The organism is Pseudomonas donghuensis, assembly GCF_000696345.2.
GTDB classification, from domain to species: domain Bacteria; phylum Pseudomonadota; class Gammaproteobacteria; order Pseudomonadales; family Pseudomonadaceae; genus Aquipseudomonas; species Aquipseudomonas donghuensis.
In genome coordinates this window covers 4640886-4663627 of the sequence record NZ_CP071706.1, presented here as the reverse complement: position 1 = coordinate 4663627, position 22742 = coordinate 4640886, and the positions used below count along the sequence as shown (strand labels likewise).

Sequence of the window (22742 nt, the reverse complement as noted above, 5' to 3'; positions counted from 1 at the left end):
TTTATTCCCCTTTGGCCCCTGCAATCGCTGCATTGGCCTGGGTTGGCTGGGCAGGCTTGACGTTGGTGGCTGCGCTGGCCTTGACCTCGATGCCCGGCTTGACGAACTGCAGGCCTTCGGTGATCAGGCGGTCGCCCGGGTTCAGGCCTTCCTCGATCAGCCAGTCGCTACCGACGGTACGGCTGGCCTTGAGCTGGCGCAGCTCGACCTTGTTGTCCTGGTTGACGACCAGCGCGGTCGGCTGGCCCTTGAGGTCGCGGGTCACGCCCTGTTGCGGGGCGAGGATGGCCGCGCTGTTGACCCCGGCAGCCAGGCGCGCATGAACGAACATGCCCGGCAGCAGGTTGTGCTCAGGGTTGGGGAACACCGCACGCAGGGTCACGGAGCCGGTGGTCTGGTCGACCGAGACTTCGGAGAACTCCAGTCGGCCTTCCTTGCTGTAGGTGCTGCCGTCTTCCAGGGTCAGGGTGACCTTGGCGGCGTTGTCGCCGACCTTCTGCAGTTGGCCGCTTTCCAGCTCGCGGCGCAGCTTGAGCAGCTCGGCCGAGGACTGGGTGACGTCGACGTAGATCGGGTCGAGCTGCTGGATCACCGCCATGGCATCGGCCTGGCCGTTGTTGACCAGTGCGCCTTCAGTGACCGAAGAACGGCCAATGCGCCCGCTCAGCGGCGCCAGCACCTTGGTGTAGCGCAGGTCGATCTGGGCGCTGCGCAGCGAGGCTTCGGCCTGCAAACGTTTGGCTTGCGCGTCGTCGTATTCCTGGCGGCTGACAGCCTGTTCGCTGACCAGTTGCTTGTAGCGCTCGGACAGCGAGCGGGTCGATTGCAGGTTGGCCTGGGCGCTGGCCAGGGTCGCCTCGTACACCGACGGGTCGATCTGGTACAGCTGCTGACCTTCCTTGACCTCGGTGCCCTCTTTGAACAGGCGCTTGAGAATGATGCCGTTGACCTGTGGTCGAACCTCGGCAATGCGGTACGCGGTGGTACGGCCAGGGAGGTCGGACGTCAGGGTATAGGCCTGGGTTTGCAGGGTTACGACGCCGACCTGAGGAGCTTGCGCCGCGGGCGCCGCCTCTTCCTTTTTACAGCCGCTGAGCAGTGTTGCCAGGGCGACGGCGGAAACCAGAGCGGTAACAGCTGGCTTGAATTGCATGAAGATCCTCGGGTCGCAAGAGCTGAAGACGCTCAAGAATAATGGAAAGGGTGCGCTATAAAAAATGCTGTCGGGTGGATTAATAGCTTGCTAAGGAATATACTTACATTCATGGTTGTTTGTAAATACCTCGCAGGCGACACATTCAGCCGATGCGAGCCCCCAAATTAATACAGCCGGTAACAGCCTGCAGAGGCTGACCCGGCCCGACTCCCAGGCACCCAGCGTGCGTGCCTGGGCCTGATGAGGTTGTACTGCCATGGTCCGTCGAACCAAAGAAGAAGCCCAGGAAACCCGCGCCCAGATTCTCGAGGCGGCGGAAAAGGCCTTCTATAAGCGCGGGGTAGCGCGTACCACCCTGGCCGATATTGCCAAAGAGGCCGGGGTGACCCGCGGCGCCATCTACTGGCACTTCAACGACAAGGCCGAACTGGTGCAGGCCATGCTCGACAGCCTGCACGAGCCGCTGGACGCCCTGGCCCGGGCCAGTGAAAGCGAGGATGAAGTCGACCCGCTCGGCTGCATGCGCAAGCTGCTGGTACGGTTGATGCACCAGATGGTGCTCGATCCGAAGACCCGGCGAATCAATGAAATTCTGCATCACAAATGCGAGTTCACCGATGATAGGTGCGAGATCCGCCAGCAACGGCAGGCCTCGACGATCGATTGTCATGCCCATATCGCGTTGTCGCTGGGCAATGCAGTCAAGCGCGGGCAACTGCCCGCCGACGTGGACCCGGAACGCGCGGCACTGGCCATCTATGCCTATATAGACGGGCTGATTCGCCGCTGGCTACTGCTGCCCGGCAGCTTTGACCTGCTGAACCAGGCCGAGCTGTGGATCGATACCGGGCTGGATATGCTGCGCTTGAGCCCTGCCTTGCGCAAATGACACTTTGTGAAGCTTTGTGATCATTTGTTTCTACGCCAGTTATAAGCGTCTTACTGACGGCCGCGCAATTGTCTGTCAGGCAAAGCCAGCGCCGCCGTCAGCCCCAGCAATGAAACCGTCGCACTGCCCAGCAACAGGTTGCGAAAGGTCAGCAACAACTCGGCCTGCATCGCCGCGGTCGGTTCACCGGCCTGCAGGCTGCCGAGCAGGGCATCGCCGGCCAGGCTCAAGCCGCCCTGAGCGAGCATCGCCAGCAGCAGGGTGGACATGATGGCCACGCCCATGGCCCCGCCGAGCGAGCGGAACAGGTTGGTGGTGCTGGTGGCCACGCCGATATCCCGTGGTTCCACTGCACTCTGGGTCGCTACCAGCGAAGTGGGGAACTGCAGGCCCGAGGCAATCCCGGTCAAGACCATGAACATGCCACTGAACCAGGCCGCTTGCGGCGGGCTGAAGGCCATGCCGACGATGGCAAACGGCATCAGCAGCGCACCGCCGAGAATCTGTGGCTTATAGCGCCCGGTGAGGGAGGTCAGGCGGCCACCGCAATACGCACCGATCGGCAGGCCGATGGCCAGCGGCAGCAAATGCAAGGCAGCGCTGTCGGCACCGGCGCCGGTGATGCTCTGATAGCGCAGCGGCATCAGCATGGTCAGGGAAATGGCCTGGAAGCTGGTGAAGAAGATCGTGCACCAGCACAGGGTGGCGGTGCGATTGGCGAACAGTTTCAGCGGCAGCAGCGGCTCGGCGACGCGCTGTTCATGAAGCACGAACAGCAGCAAGCCGATCAGTGCACAACCGAGCAGGCTGGCAACTTGTGCAGAGTCCCAGGGTTGCCCCTGGCCGATCAGGGTGATGCCCAGCAGCAGGCTGCCCAGGCCAAGAATCAGCAGCGCGGCGCCGAGGTAATCGACCTGCGCCTTGTGCGTTGGTACCAGCAGGCTGCGCAGGGCGCGGCGGGTCACCCACCAGGCGGTCAGGCCCAGGGGCAGGTTGAGCCAGAACACCCAGCGCCATGACAGGTATTCGGTGAGCATTCCGCCGAGCACCGGCCCGGCGACACTGGCCAGGGCATACATGCTGCTGAAGTAGCCCTGATAGCGACCGCGTTCGCGCGGCGGCACGAAGTCGCCGATGATCGCCTGGCTGACCGAGACCATGCCACCGGCGCCGATACCCTGCAGTACCCGCGCCAGCACCAGTTGCTCCATGTTCTGTGCCAGTGCGCAGAAGATCGAAGCCAGGGTGAACAGCGCGGTACCGGTGAGGATCATCCGCCGCCGGCCATACAGGTCGCCGAGCTTGCCGTAGATCGGCACGGCCACGGTCATGGCCACCATGTAACCGGAAATCACCCAGGCCAGCAGGCCGACATCGTTGAACTGCGCCGAAATCGCCGGCATCGACACGGCGACGATGGTCTGGTCCAGCGCGCCAAGAAAGATCGCCAGCATCAGTGCGACGAGCACGCTGCGCAGCACCGGTTGCGGAGTGTTCAGTTGAGTCACGGGCCAGCTCTGAGGCAGGTGAAGCCCGCAGCCGGTAGCGGCGGGCGCAAGTGCTGACCAGTCTACTCGATAGCTTGCTAAGCGTCCTCCTCGATCGGCTCGTAAGGCAGGCCGACGTAGTTTTCCGCCAATACTGTACGACCGGCTTCGGAACTGACGTAGTACTCAAGCTCGGTTTGCTGGATACGCTGGCTGAAGGCATCGCTGTCGGGAAAGCGGTGCAGGAGCGAAGTCATCCACCAGGAAAACCGCTCGGCCTTCCAGATACGCCGCAGGCAGATTTGCGAGTAGCGCTCCAGCAGGTCGCTACGGCCTTCGGCGTAGACCTTGCGCAGGATGTTGTACAGGGTACTGACATCACTGGCCGCCAGGTTCAGGCCCTTGGCGCCGGTGGGCGGGACGATATGCGCGGCGTCGCCAAGCAGGAACAACGTGCCGTATTGCATGGGTTCGACCACGAAGCTGCGCAGCGGCGCGATGCTTTTCTCGATCGACGGACCGGTCACCAGGCGTTCGGCCAGATCAGCCGGCAAGCGCGACTTGAGCTCGCTCCAGAAGCGCTCATCGGACCAGTCCTCGACCTTCTCTTCAGCGCCCACCTGCACGTAGTAACGGGTGCGGGTCGGCGAGCGCATGCTGCACAGGGCGAAGCCGCGCTCGTGGCGGGCATACACCAGCTCATCACTGACCGGCGGAGTATCGGCCAGCACGCCGAGCCAGCCGAACGGGTAGACCCGTTCGAAAATCTTCAGTGCCTGGGCGGGAATCGATTGCCGGGCGATGCCGTGGTAGCCGTCGCAGCCGGCAATGTAGTCGCAGTCCAGGCGCTGGATTTCGCCGTTCTTTTCAAAGGTCAGGTAAGGGCGCTCGGATTTCAGGTCATGCAGGCGAACGTTGTCGGCCTGATAGACAGTGACGGCGCCGCAGGCTTGGCGCGCGGCCATCAAATCCCGGGTGACTTCGGTCTGACCATAAATCATTACGCCTTTGCCGCCGGTCAGCGCCTTGAGGTCGATGTGTTCGCGACGCCCGTCGAAGGCCAGTTCGAAACCGCTGTGGGGCAGGCCCTCGGCGTCCATGCGCGCGCCAACCCCGGCTTCGCGCAGCAACTCGACCATGCCCTGTTCCAGCACCCCGGCGCGGATGCGCCCGAGTACGTAGTCGGCGCTCTGGCGCTCGATGATGATGTTGGCGATCCCGGCCTTGTGCAGCAACTGGCCGAGCAGCAGACCGGAAGGGCCGGCACCGATAATTGCGACTTGAGTCTTCATTGTTGTTATCCCAGGCAAGCTTCAGGGCAAGGCCGAAAGCAGCTTATGATTGTTGTGCTTGCATTTTTCGCTTTGAAATGCGAGCGAAGAAGGGATAAAAACGGCATGAAGCAGGACTTTTCACCAATCAGTGCGATTATCGGGCATTGCCCTGGAGCGAGTTGATCAATGAGCAAGGCATCGATCCCGGTGTTCAAACTGTACGGCGAACAGTTGCAGTGGCCGACCCCGGACCTGCTGCACTGCGAGTCGATTCCGGCGCGCAGCCGATTGCATGATTGGGAAATCGAACCGCATCGGCATGCCGATCTGTGCCAGTTGCTGTTTCTCTATGAGGGGCAGGCCGAGATCGAAGTGGAAGGCCAGGTGCGGCGCCTGGAGCAGGCGGCGATCCAGGTGGTGCCGGCCCTGTGCGTGCATGGTTTTCGCTTTTCCAGCGACGTCGATGGTTACGTGGTCACCCTGGCGGCGCCCCTGGTGAGCCTGTTGCACACCCAACTGGCCGGAGCGCCAGCGGCCCTGGCCCAGGCCGGCACCTACCTGGCAGGCGCCGACCGCACCTACCTGTACAGCCTGTTCAGTGCCTTGCAGCAGGAGTACCAGCAGGACCAACCCGGGCGCGACTTGCAACTGCGCTCATTGATCAACCTGCTGGTGGTGTGGATCAGCCGTCAATGCTTGCAGCGCCATGGCCAGGGGCTGGCGGTGGCCCGCGGGCGTGAATATCTGCAACGCTTCAATAAACTGGTCGAGCAGCAGTATCGTCTGCAGCCAAGCGTCGAGGCGCTGGCCCATGAGGTGGGGATTTCGGTGGCGCACCTGAACAGTATCTGTCGTGAGCTGGCCGGGCAGTCGGCCTTGCAGATCATCCATCAACGCTTGCTACTCGAGGCCAAGCGCGAACTGATTTACACCAGCCTGAGCATCAAGCAACTGGCCGACAGCCTGGGTTTTGTTGACCCTGCCTATTTTTCGCGGTTCTTCCGCCGCCTGACGGGCAAGGCCCCCAGTGACTTTCGTCACCAGGCCCCAGGCCAACCTACTTGAGTGCGCTCAGCGTCGCGGTGTGCGGCACGCAGTGAGCCAGGCTGCAGCTGGCGGCGGAGTAGGGTTGGTTGCGGATCTGTTCAACCCGGTAGGCTGCGGCGGCATACAGCCCGACCACAGCGGCCATGGCACAGATAACGGCGCATTTTCTGGATTTGATGCCCATGCTGCTCACCTCCTGCAAACCACCTACAGGTGCTACTCAAAGCATAGGTCAGCTGGGCCAGGTATGCCCGGCCTAGAGCAGGTCCCGATCCCAGATCGGTTCGGCGGTAAAGCGCTCGGCGAGAAAGTCGAGCATGCTGCGCAGGGTCGCCGGCATGTGTTTGCGTGAGGTGTACACGGCGTTGAGGTTCAGCTCCCGTGGCTTGGCCTGGGGTAACAGGCGAATCAGCTCACCACTGCGTAGGGCGTCGGCGGCCTGATAAGTCGGCAGCATCGCCACACCGGCGCCGGCCAAGGCCGCCCGTTGCAGGGTCATGGCTTCGTTGGCGCTGATGTTGCCCTGCACCGGCACCGACACCACCTCGCCCTCGACGTCGAAATGCCAGAGGCTGCGGCCGAAGTAGGAGTGGGTCAGGCAGTTGTGCTGGCTGAGCTCCTGCACGTGCTGCGGCGCCGGGTGCTGGCGCAGGTAGGCAGGGGATGCGCAGATCACCGAGCGGCATACGGTCAGGCGCCGGGCAATCAGGTTGGGGTCCAGGTCGTTGCTGGTGCGGATGGCCAGGTCGATGCGCTCATCCACCAGGTTAACCGTGCGGTCGAGCATCTGCAGGTCGATTTTTACCCCGGGGTAGCGTTTGACGTAGTCGGCCATCGCGTCCATCAGCTGCGCCTGGCCGAACGAAGTGCTGACGCTGATGCGCAACTCGCCGCGCGGGGCATCGTTCGGGGTGCCGACGGCCGCTTGCAGGTCGCCGGCAAGCTCGAGCATCTGCCGGCAGCGTGGCAGGGTTTCCTGGCCGGCGGCGGTCAGGCTCAGGCGGCGCGTGGTGCGCTGCATCAGGCGTGCGCCAACCCAGTCCTCAAGCTCGGCCAGATAGCGCGAAACGACCGGGCGGGAAAGTTCCAGGTGGTCGGCGGCGGCCGATTGGCTACCCAGGTCGACCACGCTGACGAAGACTCGCATTGATGTCAGACGATCCATGATTTGCACGCTTTCAGAAACAAACTAATCCTAAGCATCGCATTTTTTGTGACGGATCGTGCAACTAAGCTGTTGTTCATCGCCCACTTCACAGGAATCGCCTTGATGCCTCGTTCGTTCTCCCTGCGTCGCCTGCTGCTGGCTTTCGCCACCCTTGGGGCCATGGCCCAGGCTTCGGCCGCCGAACCGCTGAACCTGGATGTCTACAACCCGGGTACCAACGCCCTGTTCCCGGTCAGCTCAGTGATTGTCAGCGGCAAGCATGACGCCATCCTGGTCGATGCCCAGTTCGGCAAGGCGCAGGCTGAGCAGTTGCTGGCCAAACTGCAATCGAGCGGCAAGCAATTGACCACCATCTACATCAGCCACGGTGACCCGGACTACTACTTCGGCCTGCAGACCCTGACCGATGCTTATCCCAAGGCCAAGGTCGTGGCCTCGGCGGCAACCGTTGCCCATATCAAGCAGACCATGGACGGCAAGCTGGCCTATTGGGGCCCGCAGATGGGCGCCGATAAACCGGCGAAGCTGGTCGTGCCGCAGGTGTTGCAAGGCAATGAACTGAAGCTCGAAGGCCAGCGCCTGCAAGTGGTCGGCCTCGACGGCCCGCAGCCGGACCGCAGTTTTGTCTGGATTCCATCGATCAAGGCGGTGGTCGGTGGTGTGGTGGTCGCCGAGAACCTGCACGTGTGGATGGCCGACACGCAGTCGGCGCAATCGCACCAGGACTGGCTGGCGACCCTCACGCGGATCGAGCAGCTCAAGCCCGACACCGTGATCCCTGGCCATTACCTGGGCCAGAGCAGCCGTTCGCTCAAGGCGGTGCAGTTCACCGCAGACTATATCCGCGCCTTCGACGAAGAAACCGCCAAGGCGGGCAATGCCGCCGATCTGATCGCGGCAATGAAAAAACGTTACCCGGACCTGGGTGAAGAGAGCTCGCTGGAGCTCAGCGCCAAGGTCGCCAAGGGCGAGATGAAGTGGTAAGCGTCATTCAATCCTGACTGGAGATTTCCCATGAGCAAGATCGCAATCATCGGTGCTACCGGCCGTGCTGGTAGCCAGTTGCTGGAAGAAGCCCTGCGCCGCGGCCATCGCGTTACCGCCATTGCCCGCGACATCTCGAAACTGCAGGGGCGCGAAGGGGTGAACGCCGTAGCGCTGGACGTCAGCGACGCCGCCGCCCTGGAACAGGCCGTCGCGGGGCATGACGTGGTGCTCAGCGCCGCGCACTTTTCCAGCATCAAACCGCAGGCCATCATCGAGCCGGTGAAGCGTGCCGGGGTCAAGCGCCTGTTGGTGGTGGGCGGGGCGGGCAGCCTGCTGCTGCCGTCGGGGCACAAGGTCATCGACAGCCCGGATTTTCCCGAGGCCTACAAGGCTGAAGCTACCGCCGGTGGTCACTACCTCGACATCCTGCGCCAGGAAAAGGAACTGGACTGGACCTTCCTGTCACCTTCGGCCGAATTCGTCGAAGGTGCCCGCAGCGGCGCTTACAAATTGGGCAAGGATCACCTGTTGATCGGTGCCGATGGCAAGAGCTGGATCAGCTTTGCCGACTACGCCATTGCCATGCTCGATGAAGTGGAGACGCCGGCGCACTCGCGCCAGCGTTTCACGGTCGGTTACTGAGGGGCCTGGGCCTGCTCGCACAACCACGCGAGCAGCTCCAGCAACGCCGCTGAAGCCGAGCCTTGTGGCCGCACAAGGTAATAGGCCTGGCCGGTGCTGACCTTGAGCGGGAACGGCGTCACCAGCCGCCCGCACTTGAGGTCATCAGCGATCAGCGACCAGTCGCCGATGGCCACACCGGTACCCTGGGAAGCCATCGACATGGCCATGTCCAGGGTTTCGAAATGCTGGCCCTTGCCTTGCCGGGGCAGGCTCGCCCCGGCGGCATCGAACCAGGCATGCCAGTCGCGTTGATCGCGAGTCGGGTGCAGGAGCATGTGCAGGTCCAGATCCGCAACCTGCTGCAAGGGCAGGGCGCCGTTCAGCAGTTGCGGCGCGCACACCGGCGTCAGTTGTTCATCGAACAGCTTCAGGGTCTGCAGGCCATGGTTGGGCCGGGCGCCATAGACCACCGCCGCGTCGAACACTTCCCGACGAAAATCCACCCCATGCTGCACCGTGGTGGTCAGCTCCACCGGCACATCCGGGCGCAGCGCCTGCCATTCCATCAGGCGCGGCAGCAGCCAGCGCATCACGCAGGTCGGTGCCTTGAGCTGCAAGGTGGTGCTACGCGCACCCACCTGCTGCACCCCTTCCTCGATCAAGGTGAACACCTGCTGCACCCGCGGCAGCCAGTCCTGGCCTTCGCGGGTCAGGCTCAGGCCACGGGCCTGGCGCAGAAACAGCGGATAACCGAGGTGGTCCTCCAGCCCGGCAATTTGCCGGCTCACCGCGCCTTGGGTGATGTGCAGCAGTTGCGCGGCGCGGGTGAAGTTGCAGCACTGGGCAGTGATTAGAAAGGTGTGCAGGGCAGGCAGTGGAGGCAGGCGTTTCATCGGCTTGAGCCATGATTTGAGAACATGGCTAGTATGAGCTTTTTTGCATTGTGCAGGTAGCTGTCGGGCGGTCCAATACAGCCTGTTTCCCGAACAATGACAGGCAGACGATCATGGCGACTTGCGGCGAAGTACTGGTCAAACTCCTTGAAGGCTATGGCGTAGACCATGTCTTTGGCATTCCCGGCGTGCATACAGTGGAACTCTATCGCGGGCTGGCAAGCTCGCGCATCCGGCACATCACCCCGCGCCATGAGCAAGGCGCCGGCTTCATGGCTGACGGCTATGCGCGTACCCGTGGCAAGCCAGGCGTGTGCTTTATTATCACCGGCCCGGGCATGACCAACATCACCACCGCCATGGGCCAGGCCTATGCTGATTCGATTCCGATGCTGGTGATCTCCAGCGTGCAGTCGCGCGACCAGTTGGGCGGCGGGCGCGGCAAACTGCATGAGTTGCCGGCGCAGAGCAACCTGGTGGCCGGTGTAGCTGCGTTTTCCCACACCCTGATGAGCGCCGATGACCTGCCGTCGGTACTGGCCCGTGCCTTTGCCGTGTTCGACGGCGCGCGTCCGCGCCCGGTGCATATCGAAATTCCGCTGGACGTGCTGATCGAGGACGCCGATCACCTGCTGGCCTGCGCCCCGGTGCGTATCGCCCGCGCCGGGGCCGCCCCCGCGCCAGTGGCACAAATGGCCGCCATGCTGGCGGCTGCCCGCCGGCCGCTGATCCTCGCCGGTGGTGGCGCCATCGAGGCCAGCGCCGCGTTGACCCGCCTGGCCGAGTACCTGCAGGCGCCGGTAGCGCTGACTATCAACGCCAAGGGCGTGCTGCCGGCCAGCCACCCGCTGCAGATCGGCTCGACCCAATCGCTGGTGGCCACCCGTGCCCTGGTCGCCGAGGCCGATGTGGTGCTGGCGATCGGTACCGAGCTTGCCGAGACCGACTACGACGTGACCTTCAAGGGCGGCTTCGAGATCCCGGGCGAGCTGCTGCGCATCGATATCGACCCCGACCAGACCGTGCGCAACTATCCGCCGAAAGTCGCCCTGGTTGCCGATTCGACCCTCGCCACCCAGGCCTTGCTGGTGGCCCTGGCCGAGCAACCGGCACCAGTGCGCGGCGCCGAGTGGGGCGCGGCCCGTGCCGCGCGCTTGCGTGGAGTGCTGGAGGCCGATCGCGACCTGCCGATGCGCAGCCAGACGCGCATGCTCACCACCCTTGTCGAAACCCTGCCGGGTGCCGTGCTGGTCGGTGATTCGACGCAACCGGTGTACACCGGCAACCTGACCCTGGACATGGACCAGCCGCGGCGCTGGTTCAACGCTTCGACCGGTTACGGCACCCTGGGGTACGCGCTGCCGGCGGCCATGGGCGCCTGGTTGGGCAGCGCTGAAGCGCCGGCCGATCGCGCGCCGGTGGTGTGCCTGATCGGCGACGGCGGTTTGCAATTCACCCTGCCGGAACTGGCCAGTGCCCGCGAGGCGCAGGTGCCGCTGATCGTGCTGCTGTGGAACAACCAGGGCTACGAAGAGATCAAGCGCTACATGGTCAACCGCGCCATCGAGCCGGTCGGCGTCGACATCTACACCCCTGATTTCATCGGCGTGGCCAAGGCCCTGGGCTGCAGCGCCGAGTCGGTCGGCGATGTCGCACAACTGCGCGAAGCATTGCGCCAGGCGTGCGATCGCCAAGGCCCGAGCCTGATCGAAATCGACCAGGCCACCTGGATGCGGGCGGTGCCCGCATGATCAAGCTGCCTGGTGTCTATATCGAAGGTGTCTGGCAGCATGGCCCCCAGGTGCTGACGGTGATCAACCCGAGCAATGAACAGGTGTTGGCCGAGGTAGCCGGTGGCGACGCGGCGGCGGTCGAGCGGGCGACGCTGGTGGCCCGCGCGGCATTTGTTCAATGGTCTACGTCCAGCGGGCCGACCCGTGCGGCCATCCTGCGGGCCATTGCCGAGGGCGTCGAAGCGCGCCGCGAGCGCCTGGTGCAGTTGCAAGCGAGCAACAATGGCAAGCCGCTGGCTGAAGCCCACATCGATGTCGATGATGTCGTCGCCACCTTCCGTTATTACGCGGAGCTGGCGGACAACCTCGGGCGCGATCGCTCGGTGGCGCTGCCCAGCGAGGATTTTGTCGCCCGGGTGCGCCGCGAGCCGTGCGGGGTGGTGGGGCTGATCGTGCCGTGGAACTTCCCCATGGTCACCACCGCCTGGAAGCTCGCGCCGGCCCTGGCGGCAGGCTGCTGCGTGGTGCTCAAGCCTTCGGAAATCACGCCATTGGCCGAGCTGGAACTGGCGGCGATCATCGCCGAAGCGGGGCTGCCGGACGGGGTGTTCAACCTGGTCTGTGGTACCGGGCAGGCAGTGGGCGCGCCGTTGGCGGCCGATCCGCGAATTGCCAAGATTTCCTTCACCGGCAGCAATGCGGTAGGGGTGCAGGTCATGCAGCGCGCGGCGCAGACGATCAAGGGCGTGAGCCTGGAACTGGGCGGCAAGTCGTCGTTGCTGGTGCTGGACGACGCCGACCTTGAGCTTGCGGTGGAGCTGGCCTGCCTGGGCGGTTTCTTCAATGCCGGGCAGATGTGTTCGGCCACCAGCCGGGTACTGGTCGCCCAAGCCCTGTACCCGGCATTTATCGATGCGCTGAAGGCCCGGGCCGAAGCGATCCGCGTGGGCGAGCCGTTCAGCGGCGAAAGCGAAATGGGCCCGTTGGTCAATCAGGCTCAGTACCAGCGGGTACAAGCGCATATTGCGGCGGGCCTGCAAGCGGGTGCGCAGCTGCTCTGTGGTGGCTCACGGCCGGCAGAGCTGCCTTGTGGTTATTTCGTCAGCCCCACGGTGTTTACCGAGGTGCCGTTGGACAGTGCTCTGTGGCGTGAGGAGATCTTCGGTCCGGTGCTGTGCGTACGTGCGTTTGCCACTGAAGCCGAGGCGCTGGCGCTGGCCAATGACACTGAGTTCGGCCTGGTGGCCAGCGTGCTCAGCCGTGATTTGCAAGCCGCCGAGCGGATTGCCAATGCTTTGCAGGCGGGGTTGGTGTGGATCAACGCACCGCAGGTGATCTTCCCGCAGACGGCCTGGGGTGGGTACAAACAGAGCAGCCTGGGTCGGGAGCTGGGGCCTTGGGGCTTGAGTGCGTTTCAGGAGATCAAGCACGTGGTCAGGGCGGTGTAAAAGCGGACCGCTGCGCGCTCCATCGCCGGCAACGCCGGCTCCCACAGGGTTATCAGCTTGCACTTATCCCTGCGGGAGCCGGCGATAGCTATCTAGAGCGCGCTGCGCAACCGAGCCAGGTCCCGCACCGGCGGCGCCCCATACAAGCGGCTGTACTCCCGGCTGAACTGCGACGGGCTTTCATAGCCCACCCGATAGCCCGCCACCGCTGCTTCAAGCCCGTCGTTGAGCATCAGCCGCCGCGCTTCCTGCAGGCGCAACTGCTTCTGGTACTGCAACGGGCTCATTGAGGTCACTGCCTTGAAGCGGTGATGCAGGGTCGAGGTACTGAGGTTGACCTCGCGCGCCAGGTCATCGATGCGCAGCGGCCGATGAAAGTGCTGGTTGAGCCATTCGATGGCCTGGCACACCCGGTGGGTCTGGCTGTTGGCCATGGCAATTTCGTACAGCCGGTAACCCTGCGGGCCGCGTAGCAACCGATAGAGAATCTCGCGCTGGATCAGCGGTGCGAGGATCGGGATGTCCTTCGGCGAGTCGAGCAGGCGAATCAGGCGCAGCAGGGCATCGAGCAACAGCGGGTCGGTACGCTCCACATACAGCCCACGGCCCGACGGCAAAGCCGGCACACCGAGGGGGCCGGCATCGGCCAGCAGGTTGTTGATCTGCGCCGGGTCGATGTTCAGGCGTACGCCCAGGCTGGGGTTTTCCGGGCTGGCCTCCAGCAATACGCCACTGATCGGCAGCGCCACCGACACCACCATGTAATGCAGCGGGTCGTAGACATAGCGCTCGTCACCCAGGCATACCTCCTTGCTGCCATGGGCCAGGATGCACAACGCAGGCTCCGCCAGGGCGGGCATCGAGCGCACGCTTTCTTCATAGCGCACCAGAAACAGGTCCTCGACCGCTGACTCGACGCCAGACTGACGGGGGGCGTGGCGCTGGATGAGGTCGGCCAGCTCCTGGCGCTGTTGCTCCAGGGCGGGGTCGAGGATCAGGCGGTCAGGGTCGATGGCGGGCATGGGGACGATTCCAGGGAGAACGACTGCAGGATAGGTTTGTGCAAGCCACGGCGCTAGTCGAAAGCTGCCGCCCGCTTGCCTGATCCTGCAGGACGCGCAGGATCAGGCAAGCGCTCGACAGGAATCGCCTAACCGCCGCGCGGGCGTGTGGCCTAACCTGTGCAGCCTGGCAATTTCATCTGGCTGCACATGGAGAAACGCTCATGACCTCGACACATTCGGTCACCCACCTCGCATTTATCCGGGCCAGCAGCGGTCGTTCAGAAGAACTCGGCGCGCGCCTGCGTGATCTGCTGGAACCGTCGCGCCAGGCTCCCGGCTGCCTGAAATTCAGCCTGCAACGCTCCCAGGCCGACGCCGACCTGTGGCTGCTCAGCGGTTTCTGGCGCGATCAGCAATCGATGAGCGGCTACTTCGCGTCACCGACTCTTGAGCTGTTCGGCGAGCTGGTGCAGGCGCGGGTAGTCGACAGCCTCGACCTGCATACCTTCGGCTCGCCTTGCGCAGGTTAGAATGGCGGCTTCTGGCAATTGATGTGGACTCGAGGCACATGGCACGTAAAGAATTTTCCCGGTTCGAAGCAGTATCGGCAGCCGTACGCGGCGACGACGGCTACCACGCCGCCATCGCCGTCAAAGGCCTGGGGGCCTCCGGGGCGCCGCGTTTTCACAAGGTCCTGGTAGAGCAGACCTTCAACACCGCCCTGGCTGCTGATGAAGCGGCCTGCGCCGAACTTGAGCGCCTGCAGGGCGTCGATGACGACGCCGAGCTGGTCTGGTAACTCAGCCGTTGACCTGCGGGCGGGCCATCTTGAACAGGTTGCCCAGTTCGAAGTAATCCGCCGGGCCGCCGCCACGCAGGATCGGCTGGCCCGCAGCGGTGTCATAGATGCCGTCCTTGAGCAGGTGCTCGGCGATATGCACGGCCACCACCTCACCCAGCACCAGCCAGCTCGGCACCAGCGCTTGGTCGGCACGCTGCAGCTGGATGATCTGGGTCACCTTGCATTCGAACGACACCGGGCTCTCTTGCACCCGCGGCACGGCAATCACTTTTGACGCCACCGGGGTCAGACCGCTCAGGGTGAACTCATCGACCTGCGGCGCAACTGCCGCGCAGCTCTGGTTCATGGCCTCGGCCAGCGGCAGGGTGGCCAGGTTCCAGGCGAACTCGCCGGTCTGCTCGATGTTGTTCAGGCTGTCTTTGCGCCCGACGCTTGCGAAACCGATGATCGGTGGAATGTAGTTGAAGGCGTTGAAGAAGCTGTAGGGCGCCAGGTTCAGGCGACCTTCGGCGTCCTGGGAGGAAATCCAGCCAATCGGGCGTGGGCCGACGATGGCATTGAACGGATCGTGGGGCAGGCCGTGGCCTTTTGCCGGTTCGTAGTAATACATCTGCGCTGGCCCGAAGGCCTTCCCTGTGAGTAGGCCGCTAGTGTGCCAAGGCTTTGCCTTGCTGAAAATGACTAAGCCCGGCCGAAGCCGGGCTGACTGCGTCACATCAGCGCTTAACTGATGCGGTGGGCCTGGGTGCGATCGAAGCCGTCTTCGGCGAATTTGGCGCCGCCGGTGCGATCGAAGCCGTCTTCTGCATAGGTAGCCGACTGGCTTTTCACGGCGCTGAAGTTGTGGCTGTTGGTACGGTCGAAGCCGTCTTCGGCGAATGCGTTGGCAGCCAGTACCGAGAAGGCCAGGGTCAGGATCAGTTTGTTTTTCATGGTCGTTGCTCCGAGGTGCTGAGGGGTTGTTTGTTTCTATGGGTGTAATGCTACGCCGATAAAATTGATTAAAAAGCGCAAAAAATAACGTATAAGAATCTAAAAAATAGATGTATGTGGCGACAGTTCGCCCTCATCACCGGCAAGGCCATGCACGGACCTGTGGGAGCTGGCCTTGCCAGCGATGCAGGCGATGCGGTCTACGCTATGAGTGAAGATTGAGGGTGTGGGATTAATTGCGGGTTAAAGCGCCATAAACAAAAAAGGGGGCAATCCGCTGGCGGATGCCCCCTTTTTTCTGCCGATGACTGGGATCAGTCAGTGGTGATCCGCGAATGCGTGCGGGTGTCCTTCATGAACACATACACCAGCAACGAGCAGGCGATACAGGCAGTCACGTACCAGTAGAAGCCGCTCTCCATGCCGATGCTCTTGAACCACAGCGCCACGTATTCAGCGGTACCGCCGAAGATCGACACGGTCAGGGCGTACGGCAGGCCAACGCCCAAGGCGCGGATTTCGGTAGGGAACAACTCGGCTTTGACCACGGCGTTGATCGAGGTGTAGCCGCTGACGATGATCAGCGCCGCCATGATCAGGAAGAACGCGCCCCACCAGGTCTGGATGGTGTGCAGGGTGGTCAGGATCGGTACGGTGCACAGGGTGCCCAATACGCCGAAGGCGATCAGGATCGGGCGCCGGCCGATCTTGTCGGAGAGGCTGCCGATGATCGGTTGCAGGCACATGAACAGGAACAAGGTGGCCGCCGAAATGGTGGTCGAGTCGGTGATGCTCATGCCCACCGTGTTCACCAGGTACTTCTGCATGTAGGTGGTGTAGGTGTAGAAGGCCAGGGTGCCGCCCATGGTCAGGCCGACCACGGTGGCCAGCTCTTTCGGATGGCGCATCAGGGTGCGCATCAGGCTTTCCTTGGACTTTTCCTTCTTGGTGAAGGAGGCGGTTTCTTCCATGCCGCGGCGCAGGTACAGGGCGACCACTGCGCACAGGGCGCCGATCACGAAAGGTACGCGCCAGCCCCAGGCATACAGTTGTTCGGTGGTCAGGGTCTGCTGCAGGATGATCAGCACCGCCAGGGCGATGAGCTGGCCGGAAATCAGCGTCACGTACTGGAAGCTGGAGAAGAAGCCACGGCGCTCCTTGGTGGCCATCTCGCTGAGGTAGGTGGCCGAGGTGCCATATTCGCCACCCACCGACAGGCCTTGCATCAGGCGGGCGATGACCAGCAGCACCGGTGCGGCGACGCCGATGGTTTCATACCCTGGGGTCAGGGCGATGACCAGCGAGCCTGCGCACATCAGCAATACCGAGGCCATCAGCGCAGCCTTGCGGCCTTTGCGGTCGGCGTAGATACCCATCAGCCAGCCGCCGATCGGGCGCATCAAAAAGCCCACGGCGAAGATCGCGGCGGTGTTGAGCAGTTGTGCGGTGGTGTCGCCGGCGGGGAAGAAGGCTTTGGCGAAATACAGGGAAAACGCGGCGTAAACGTACCAGTCGTACCATTCGACCATGTTGCCGATCGAACCGCTGAAAATCGACTTGAGTCGGCTTCGGGTGGTTTTTACCGCGGCGGGCGCAATGGCCGCCCCGGTTGGCAGGGTGGTGGAGTTATCCATCGAAGGGACCTTCATAGTTGTTTTTGTGGAGCGCGCCGAAACGCAGCCTGCCAGGGCTATAGCAGGAGCTGTGCCAGATGCTGGAGGCCCGGTCTAGAAGGGTTGTACGGATATGATGAGCGGAAATCCGCCTATTCAAATGAGTGGATCGGCGAAAATCCGCTTATGGCGATCCGTTGGGTCGATCAGGTAGGCCCGAGAAAATCTTCGCGCAGCAGGCCGTGGCGCTGCATCTTCTCGTTGAGGGTGCGCCGCGGCAGTTGCAGCTCTTCCATCACGGCCTTGATCTCGCCCTTGTGCCGGCTCAGGGCGGCGCGCAGGCACTGGGCTTCGAAGGCTTCCTGCTGGGCGGCCAGCGATTGCCCGGCTTCGATTTCTGCTGCTGCCGGCTCGCCCAGCCCCAGGGCATGACGTTCGGCGGCGTTGGCCAGTTCACGAACGTTGCCCGGCCAGTCGTGACCGAGCAGCTTGCCCAGCTGCGCGCCACTGAGTACCGGCGCGCTGCGGCCGACGCGCTCGGCGGCCAGGCGGGCAAAGTGGCTGAACAGCAGCGGGATGTCTTCGCGGCGGTCGCGCAACGGCGCCAGGCGCAATTCGGCAACGTTCAAGCGATACGCCAGGTCTTCGCGAAAGCGCCCGGCCCGGGCTGCTTCGAGCAGGTCGGGTTTGGTCGCGGCGATGATCCGCAGGTCGACGCTGATGCTCTGGTTGGCGCCCAGGCGTTCGAGTTTTTGCTCCTGTAACACGCGCAGCAGCTTGGCCTGCTGGGCCAGTGGCATGCTTTCGATCTCGTCGAGGAACACCGTGCCGCCATTGGCGTATTCGAGCTTGCCGATGCGCTTGCCCTGGGCACCGGTGAAGGCGCCGCTTTCATGGCCGAACAGCTCGGCCTCGAACAACTGCTCGGGGATCGCCGCGCAGTTGAGGGCAACGAAGGGCTTGCCGGCGCGCGGGCCGAAGTCATGCAGGCAGCGTGCGACCTGCTCCTTGCCGCTGCCGGTTTCGCCACGAATCAGCACGTTGACCGGCAGGCTGGCCAGGTCCAGTACCTGCTTGCGCAAGTGCTGCATGCCCTGGGACACGCCCAGCAGGTTCGCCTCCAGGCGCGCCTTGAGGTCGGCCTGTTCATGCAGGCGGCGGTTCTCCAGCACCAGCTGGCGTTTTTCCAGGGCCCGGCGCAGGCTGCCGAGCAGCGCTTCGGGGCTGAAGGGTTTTTCCAGAAAGTCGTAGGCACCATTGCGCATGGCCTCGACTGCCATCGGCACATCGCCGTGACCGGTGAGCAGGATCACCGGCAGGTCGGCATCACTGGCCTGCAGTCGCTCGAGCAACTGCAGGCCGTCCATGCCGGGCATGCGCACGTCACTGAGGATCACCCCGGGGAAGTGCATCGGCAGTTGCTGCAGGCAGTCTTCGGCACGGTTGAACAGCTGCACGCTGAAGCCGGACAGGCTCAGCCATTGCTCCACGGCTGTGCGGATGCTGGCTTCATCGTCGACGACCATCACTGAGTTCAACATGCGGGTTCCGGGTCCATAGGCAAGGTCAGGCTGAAACGGGCGCCGCCGGGCTGGTTTTCGACCTGCAGGCGGCCGCCGGCTTCGTGAATGATGCCATAGGAAATCGCCAGGCCCAGGCCCAAGCCTTCGCCCACCGGCTTGGTGGTGAAGAACGGGTCGAAGACACTGGCCAGGTGTTCGGCAGGGATACCGCCGCCGCTGTCGAGCACGCTCAGGCGCCAGTGCTCCTGTTCGGCATCGATGCGCACCTCAAGGCGTTTGTAGCTCTTTTCGGCCATGGCATCCAGGGCGTTGCGCAGCAGGTTGATCAGCACTTGCTCAAGGCGTATTGCATCGCCGCGTACCCAGGCCGGGCGGGCCAGGTACAGGGCGACGCTGACGTCCTCGGCGCGAATGCGCGCCTCGAGCAGTTGCAGCGCCTGGTCGACCACGGTGGCCAGGTCCAGGCGTTCGCGCAGGCCGCTGGGGCTGTTGCGGGCGAAGGTTTTCAGGTGCCCGGTGAGGGCCGCCATGCGCGTGAGCATCTGCTCCAGCGGCTCCAGGGCCTGGCGTGCTTCATCCAGGCGTTGGTTATCGAGCAGCAGGCGCAGGGTTGCCAGCTGCATGCGCTGGGTGGTCAGCGGCTGGTTGATCTCGTGGGCCAGCGCCGCGGACATCTGCCCAAGCGCCGCCAGCTTGGCCGATTGCACCAGGCCCTCCTGGGCGGTGCGCAGGTCGCGGGTGCGGGCTTCGACCAGGCGTTCGAGTTCTTCACGGCTGCGCTGGCGCAAGCGTGCCAGGCGCAAGCGCTGGCTGATGAACAACAAGGCGAAGACCAGGCTCAACCACACTGCGGCGGCAGCCAGCGCGGCGTTGCGACCGTCTTCGCTGACCTGCGGCTTGCGCAGCAGGTGCAGGGTCCAGCCCTCGGCCTCCAGTGGCAGGCTTTCCCACAAGTAGTCGGTGTTGCCCTCCGGGCCCTGCACACGCATCAGGTGGCTGTTGGCGTCAAAGCTGCTGAGGATATGGTGCTGTAGCGGCACCAGCGGTTGCTTGTCGTACTGGCGGGTGGCGGCAAGCTCGGCGCGGTCGGCGCTGGTCAGCGGTTGCAGCTCGCGGTAGCGCCAGCCGTCCTGGTTGGCGATGAAGATGATCCCGCGGGCGTCGCTGACCAACAGGATATCGCTGCCCTGGCGCCACTCGCGCTCAAGCTCGGGGAACTCCAGCTTGACCACCATGGCACCGAGGAAGCGGCTGTTTTCATCCTGCACCGCGCTGGACAAGAAATACCCCGGCACGCCGCTGGTCACGCCGACCGCATAGAAGCGGCCGCTGCCCTGGCTGCGGGTTTGTTTGAAATACGGCCGGAAACCATAGTTGGAGCCAACATAGGTGCTGGGCAGGCGCCAGTTGCTGGCGGCCACGGCCAGGCCGGTGCGGTCGAGCAGCTCGAGGGTCGAGGAATTGGCCGCACCGTTGATGCGCTCCAGCTTGCGGTTCAGGGCATCCTGCACCGGGCCTGCAACCGGGCCGCGCAAGGCGCTGATCAGTTCCGGGTCGAGGGCCAGCACCGCCGGCAGGGCGCGGTAACGTTCGATCAGGGTGTGCAGCGAGTTGGCATACAGCCCCAACTGCTCACTGGCCCGACGGGCATCCTCGACCATCGACTGACGCTTGGCGTGGTGCATGGCCCAGCCTGCGGTCAACAGCGTGCCGGCGAGGATGAAGAACAGAATCAGGCCCAGACGCAGGGCGCGAAAGGAAGAAGGCATGGTGCAAGTCCCGGCAGTGGGGAAGGCCTCCTGGCCTTCCCTTGGAGCATGGCAACGTTGTTACAGCAGCTCGAAGCTCTGTTGTTGCACGGCCTGCGAGTCGAGGCCGACCTGGACCCGGAACTCACCCGGCTCGGCTGCCCATTGCAGTTGGCCGTTGTAGAACTTCAGGTCGTCGGCCTTGATGGTGAAGTGCAGGGTGCGTTCCTCGCCGGCCTTGAGCATGACTTTGTGGAAGTTCTTCAGCTCCTTGATCGGGCGGCTCATGGACGCTGTCACATCCTGCAGGTACAGCTGCACCACGGTCTCGCCGTCACGCTTGCCGGTGTTCTTGACCACGATGCTGGCGTCCAGGTCCTGGCCCTGTTTCACGGTTTTGCTCGACAGGCTCAGGTTCGAGAGGCTGAAGTCGCTGTAGCTCAGGCCGTAGCCGAAGGGGTACAGCGGGCCGTTCGGCTCTTCGAAGTACTGCGAGGTGTAGTTGCCTGGCTTGCCCGGGGTGAAGGGGCGGCCGATGCTCAGGTGGTTGTAGTACATCGGGATCTGCCCGACCGAACGCGGGAAGGTGATGGCCAGCTTGCCCGACGGGTTGTAGTCGCCGAACAGCACATCGGCGATGGCGTTGCCGCCTTCGGTGCCGCTGAACCAGGTCTCCAGGATGGCATCGGCCTGTTCGCGCTCCCAGGCCAGCGACAGCGGCCGGCCGTTCATCAGCACCAGCACCAGCGGTTTGCCGGTGGCTTTCAGGGCCTTGATCAGCTCGCGCTGGGCTGCGGGGATTTCCAGGGTGGTGCGGCTGGACGATTCGTGGGACATGCCACGCGACTCGCCGACCACCGCGACCACCACGTCGGACTGCTTGGCGGCCTTGACCGCTTCGTCGATCAGCACCGCGGCAGGGCGTGGGTCGTCGACGATTTCCGGGGCATCGAAGTTGAGGAAGTTCAGGTAATCGAGGATGGCCTTGTCGTGGGTGACGTTGGAGCCCTTGGCGTAGATGACCTTGGCCTTGTCACCGAGGACCTGGCGCATGCCTTCGCGCACGGTGATCGACTGATGCGGGCGGCCGGCGGCGGCCCAGCTGCCCATCATGTCGATCGGGGCATCGGCCAGCGGGCCGACCAGGGCGATGGTGCCGGCTTTTTTCAGTGGCAGGGTCTGCTTGCGGTTTTCCAGCAGGACCAGGCTGCGGCGTGCCACGTCACGGGCTTCGGCACGGTGCAGGCGGCTGTCGGCATAGGTATCGGCCGGGTCGTCGCTGGCCTTGCCGATACGCCGGTACGGGTCTTCGAACAGGCCCATGTCGTATTTGGCACCGAGCACTTCGCGCACGGCGTTGTCGATATCGGCCTGGTCGACTTCACCGGCCTTGAGCAGGCTGGCCAGTTCTTCGCCGTACAGCGAGTCGTTCATGCTCAGGTCGATGCCGGCCTTGATTGCAAGCTTGGCGGCTTCGCGGCCATCGCGGGCAACGCCGTGGCGCACCAGCTCGGTGATTGCCCCGTGGTCGCTGACGGTCACGCCCTTGAAGCCCCAGTCCTTGCGCAGCAGGTCGTTCATCAACCAGGTGTTGGAGGTGGCCGGCACGCCGTTGATCGAGTTCAGCGCAACCATCACTCCGCCGGCACCGGCATCGATGGCGGCGCGGTAGGGCGGCAGGTAGTCGTTGAACATCTTGGTCGGGCTCATGTCGACCGTGTTGTAGTCGCGGCCGCCTTCCACCGCGCCGTACAGGGCGAAGTGCTTGACCGCGGCCATCAGGCTGGTCGGTGCGGCCGGGCTCTGGCCCTGGAAGGACTCGACCATCACTTTGGAAATGCGCGAGACCAGGTAGGTGTCTTCGCCAAAGCCTTCGCTGGTGCGGCCCCAGCGTGGGTCACGGGCGATGTCGACCATCGGCGCGAAGGTCATGTCGATGCCGTCGGAGGCCGCTTCAAGGGCGGACACCCGGCCGACCTTGGCGATCGCGTCCATGTCCCAGCTGGCGGCCAGGCCCAGGCTGATCGGGAAGATCGTGCGGTGGCCGTGGATCACGTCGTAGGCGAAGAACATCGGGATCTTCAGCCGGCTCTTGGCGGCGGCGTCCTGCATCGGCCGGTTTTCCGCACGGGTGATCGAGTTGAAGGTACCGCCGATACGTCCGGCGGCAATTTCCTTGCGGATCATTTCGCGGGGCATTTCCGGGCCGATGCTGATCAGGCGCAACTGACCGATCTTTTCATCCAGGGTCATCTGCTTGATCAGGTTGGCGATGAACGCCTGCTTGTCCTGCAGCGGGGCGGCAGAGGTATCGGCATAGGCCGACTGACTGGCCAGGCTGACAACCAGACCCAGCAAACACAGCTTGTTCATGAATTCTGTTCTCAAGGCTTACGGCAGTGTTCACGGTGAT

General features: G+C 63.7%; 20 protein-coding genes and 1 pseudogene. 8 read left to right on the top strand and 13 right to left on the bottom strand.

Features of this window, described 5'->3' with window-relative positions; genetic code table 11:
• Window position 1: 1 nt before the first annotated feature.
• The gene (locus BV82_RS21640; RefSeq protein WP_010220909.1) at window positions 2-1153 is read right to left on the bottom strand and encodes an efflux RND transporter periplasmic adaptor subunit; all 1152 of its coding nucleotides are present in this window, start codon (window positions 1151-1153) and stop codon (window positions 2-4) included.
• A 259-nt stretch (window positions 1154-1412) separates the two neighbouring features.
• On the opposite strand from BV82_RS21640, the gene BV82_RS21635 reads away from it, so the two are divergent.
• Complete coding sequence (locus BV82_RS21635) at window positions 1413-2045, top strand: TetR family transcriptional regulator (protein WP_010220910.1); 633 nt, start codon at window positions 1413-1415, stop codon at window positions 2043-2045.
• A 50-nt stretch (window positions 2046-2095) separates the two neighbouring features.
• On the opposite strand, the gene BV82_RS21630 is transcribed toward BV82_RS21635, so the two are convergent.
• Both BV82_RS21630 and pobA read right to left on the bottom strand, forming a co-directional pair.
• A complete protein-coding gene (locus BV82_RS21630) occupies window positions 2096-3553 on the bottom strand; it encodes an MDR family MFS transporter (RefSeq protein WP_036996724.1) in 1458 nt (485 codons plus the stop codon).
• A 77-nt stretch (window positions 3554-3630) separates the two neighbouring features.
• Window positions 3631-4824: a 4-hydroxybenzoate 3-monooxygenase gene (gene pobA, locus BV82_RS21625; protein ID WP_010220912.1), complete on the bottom strand. Its 1194-nt coding sequence runs from the start codon at window positions 4822-4824 to the stop codon at window positions 3631-3633.
• A gap of 168 nt (window positions 4825-4992) precedes the next feature.
• On the opposite strand from pobA, the gene BV82_RS21620 reads away from it, so the two are divergent.
• Window positions 4993-5871 carry a helix-turn-helix domain-containing protein gene (locus BV82_RS21620; protein ID WP_036996723.1) on the top strand — a complete coding sequence of 293 codons (879 nt, stop codon included), beginning with the start codon at window positions 4993-4995 and terminating at the stop codon, window positions 5869-5871.
• On the opposite strand, the gene BV82_RS21615 is transcribed toward BV82_RS21620, so the two are convergent.
• Entirely contained in the window at window positions 5864-6037 is a 174-nt protein-coding gene (locus tag BV82_RS21615) for a hypothetical protein (protein WP_010220914.1), read from the bottom strand. The two genes, BV82_RS21620 and BV82_RS21615, sit on opposite strands and share 8 nt — an antisense overlap.
• Before the next feature lie 72 nt (window positions 6038-6109).
• On the bottom strand, window positions 6110-7018 hold the full coding sequence (locus BV82_RS21610) for a LysR family transcriptional regulator (RefSeq protein WP_036996722.1): 909 nt from the start codon (window positions 7016-7018) through the stop codon (window positions 6110-6112).
• A 105-nt stretch (window positions 7019-7123) separates the two neighbouring features.
• Between BV82_RS21610 and BV82_RS21605 the strand changes: the two genes are divergently transcribed.
• Window positions 7124-8005 (top strand): MBL fold metallo-hydrolase, encoded by an 882-nt coding sequence (locus tag BV82_RS21605; protein WP_010220916.1) that lies wholly within the window; start codon window positions 7124-7126, stop codon window positions 8003-8005.
• 30 nt (window positions 8006-8035) lie between these two features.
• Window positions 8036-8650 (top strand): NAD(P)-dependent oxidoreductase, encoded by a 615-nt coding sequence (locus BV82_RS21600; protein ID WP_010220917.1) that lies wholly within the window; start codon window positions 8036-8038, stop codon window positions 8648-8650.
• Here BV82_RS21600 and BV82_RS21595 read toward each other — a convergent pair.
• Window positions 8644-9525 carry a LysR substrate-binding domain-containing protein gene (locus BV82_RS21595; protein ID WP_036996721.1) on the bottom strand — a complete coding sequence of 294 codons (882 nt, stop codon included), beginning with the start codon at window positions 9523-9525 and terminating at the stop codon, window positions 8644-8646. The genes BV82_RS21600 and BV82_RS21595 overlap by 7 nt on opposite strands.
• 113 nt (window positions 9526-9638) lie before the next feature.
• Between BV82_RS21595 and BV82_RS21590 the strand changes: the two genes are divergently transcribed.
• A complete protein-coding gene (locus BV82_RS21590) occupies window positions 9639-11276 on the top strand; it encodes a 5-guanidino-2-oxopentanoate decarboxylase (RefSeq protein ID WP_036996719.1) in 1638 nt (545 codons plus the stop codon).
• The gene (locus BV82_RS21585) at window positions 11273-12706 is read left to right on the top strand and encodes an aldehyde dehydrogenase family protein (protein ID WP_036996718.1); all 1434 of its coding nucleotides are present in this window, start codon (window positions 11273-11275) and stop codon (window positions 12704-12706) included. Before BV82_RS21590 ends, BV82_RS21585 begins: the two co-directional genes overlap by 4 nt.
• 92 nt (window positions 12707-12798) lie before the next feature.
• Here the strand turns inward: BV82_RS21585 and BV82_RS21580 are convergent, their stop codons facing one another.
• On the bottom strand, window positions 12799-13728 hold the full coding sequence (locus tag BV82_RS21580; RefSeq protein WP_036996717.1) for an AraC family transcriptional regulator: 930 nt from the start codon (window positions 13726-13728) through the stop codon (window positions 12799-12801).
• A gap of 203 nt (window positions 13729-13931) precedes the next feature.
• On the opposite strand from BV82_RS21580, the gene BV82_RS21575 reads away from it, so the two are divergent.
• Both BV82_RS21575 and BV82_RS21570 read left to right on the top strand, forming a co-directional pair.
• A complete protein-coding gene (locus tag BV82_RS21575; RefSeq protein WP_010220922.1) occupies window positions 13932-14240 on the top strand; it encodes an antibiotic biosynthesis monooxygenase family protein in 309 nt (102 codons plus the stop codon).
• A gap of 38 nt (window positions 14241-14278) precedes the next feature.
• Window positions 14279-14509 (top strand): hypothetical protein, encoded by a 231-nt coding sequence (locus BV82_RS21570; protein WP_010220923.1) that lies wholly within the window; start codon window positions 14279-14281, stop codon window positions 14507-14509.
• A gap of 1 nt (window position 14510) precedes the next feature.
• Here the strand turns inward: BV82_RS21570 and BV82_RS21565 are convergent, their stop codons facing one another.
• From BV82_RS21565 to bglX, 6 genes and pseudogenes are all read right to left on the bottom strand, one after another.
• Window positions 14511-15122, bottom strand: coding sequence for a flavin reductase family protein (locus BV82_RS21565; protein WP_010220924.1), 612 nt, complete (start codon window positions 15120-15122; stop codon window positions 14511-14513).
• A 116-nt stretch (window positions 15123-15238) separates the two neighbouring features.
• Window positions 15239-15445 (bottom strand): annotated as a pseudogene (locus BV82_RS21560) (heme utilization protein); the annotation flags it as partial.
• A 314-nt stretch (window positions 15446-15759) separates the two neighbouring features.
• The gene (locus tag BV82_RS21555; RefSeq protein WP_010220926.1) at window positions 15760-17079 is read right to left on the bottom strand and encodes an MFS transporter; all 1320 of its coding nucleotides are present in this window, start codon (window positions 17077-17079) and stop codon (window positions 15760-15762) included.
• A gap of 185 nt (window positions 17080-17264) precedes the next feature.
• Window positions 17265-18599, bottom strand: coding sequence for a sigma-54-dependent transcriptional regulator (locus BV82_RS21550; RefSeq protein ID WP_036996714.1), 1335 nt, complete (start codon window positions 18597-18599; stop codon window positions 17265-17267).
• Window positions 18593-20350 (bottom strand): ATP-binding protein, encoded by a 1758-nt coding sequence (locus BV82_RS21545; protein WP_036996713.1) that lies wholly within the window; start codon window positions 20348-20350, stop codon window positions 18593-18595. The genes BV82_RS21550 and BV82_RS21545 overlap by 7 nt, the downstream gene beginning before the upstream one ends.
• A gap of 60 nt (window positions 20351-20410) precedes the next feature.
• Entirely contained in the window at window positions 20411-22702 is a 2292-nt protein-coding gene (gene bglX / locus BV82_RS21540; RefSeq protein ID WP_036996711.1) for a beta-glucosidase BglX, read from the bottom strand.
• Window positions 22703-22742 lie beyond the last annotated feature (40 nt).

Coding starts and splice junctions, on each gene's coding strand:
- BV82_RS21640 (WP_010220909.1), bottom strand. CDS start 1,153: ATGCAATTCAAGCCAGCTGTTACCGCTCTGGTTTCCGCCGTCGCCCTG.
- BV82_RS21635 (WP_010220910.1), top strand. CDS start 1,413: ATGGTCCGTCGAACCAAAGAAGAAGCCCAGGAAACCCGCGCCCAGATT.
- pobA (WP_010220912.1), bottom strand. CDS start 4,824: ATGAAGACTCAAGTCGCAATTATCGGTGCCGGCCCTTCCGGTCTGCTG.
- BV82_RS21620 (WP_036996723.1), top strand. CDS start 4,993: ATGAGCAAGGCATCGATCCCGGTGTTCAAACTGTACGGCGAACAGTTG.
- BV82_RS21615 (WP_010220914.1), bottom strand. CDS start 6,037: ATGGGCATCAAATCCAGAAAATGCGCCGTTATCTGTGCCATGGCCGCT.
- BV82_RS21610 (WP_036996722.1), bottom strand. CDS start 7,018: ATGGATCGTCTGACATCAATGCGAGTCTTCGTCAGCGTGGTCGACCTG.
- BV82_RS21605 (WP_010220916.1), top strand. CDS start 7,124: ATGCCTCGTTCGTTCTCCCTGCGTCGCCTGCTGCTGGCTTTCGCCACC.
- BV82_RS21600 (WP_010220917.1), top strand. CDS start 8,036: ATGAGCAAGATCGCAATCATCGGTGCTACCGGCCGTGCTGGTAGCCAG.
- BV82_RS21595 (WP_036996721.1), bottom strand. CDS start 9,525: ATGAAACGCCTGCCTCCACTGCCTGCCCTGCACACCTTTCTAATCACT.
- BV82_RS21590 (WP_036996719.1), top strand. CDS start 9,639: ATGGCGACTTGCGGCGAAGTACTGGTCAAACTCCTTGAAGGCTATGGC.
- BV82_RS21585 (WP_036996718.1), top strand. CDS start 11,273: ATGATCAAGCTGCCTGGTGTCTATATCGAAGGTGTCTGGCAGCATGGC.
- BV82_RS21580 (WP_036996717.1), bottom strand. CDS start 13,728: ATGCCCGCCATCGACCCTGACCGCCTGATCCTCGACCCCGCCCTGGAG.
- BV82_RS21575 (WP_010220922.1), top strand. CDS start 13,932: ATGACCTCGACACATTCGGTCACCCACCTCGCATTTATCCGGGCCAGC.
- BV82_RS21570 (WP_010220923.1), top strand. CDS start 14,279: ATGGCACGTAAAGAATTTTCCCGGTTCGAAGCAGTATCGGCAGCCGTA.
- BV82_RS21565 (WP_010220924.1), bottom strand. CDS start 15,122: ATGTATTACTACGAACCGGCAAAAGGCCACGGCCTGCCCCACGATCCG.
- BV82_RS21555 (WP_010220926.1), bottom strand. CDS start 17,079: ATGGATAACTCCACCACCCTGCCAACCGGGGCGGCCATTGCGCCCGCC.
- BV82_RS21550 (WP_036996714.1), bottom strand. CDS start 18,599: ATGTTGAACTCAGTGATGGTCGTCGACGATGAAGCCAGCATCCGCACA.
- BV82_RS21545 (WP_036996713.1), bottom strand. CDS start 20,350: ATGCCTTCTTCCTTTCGCGCCCTGCGTCTGGGCCTGATTCTGTTCTTC.
- bglX (WP_036996711.1), bottom strand. CDS start 22,702: ATGAACAAGCTGTGTTTGCTGGGTCTGGTTGTCAGCCTGGCCAGTCAG.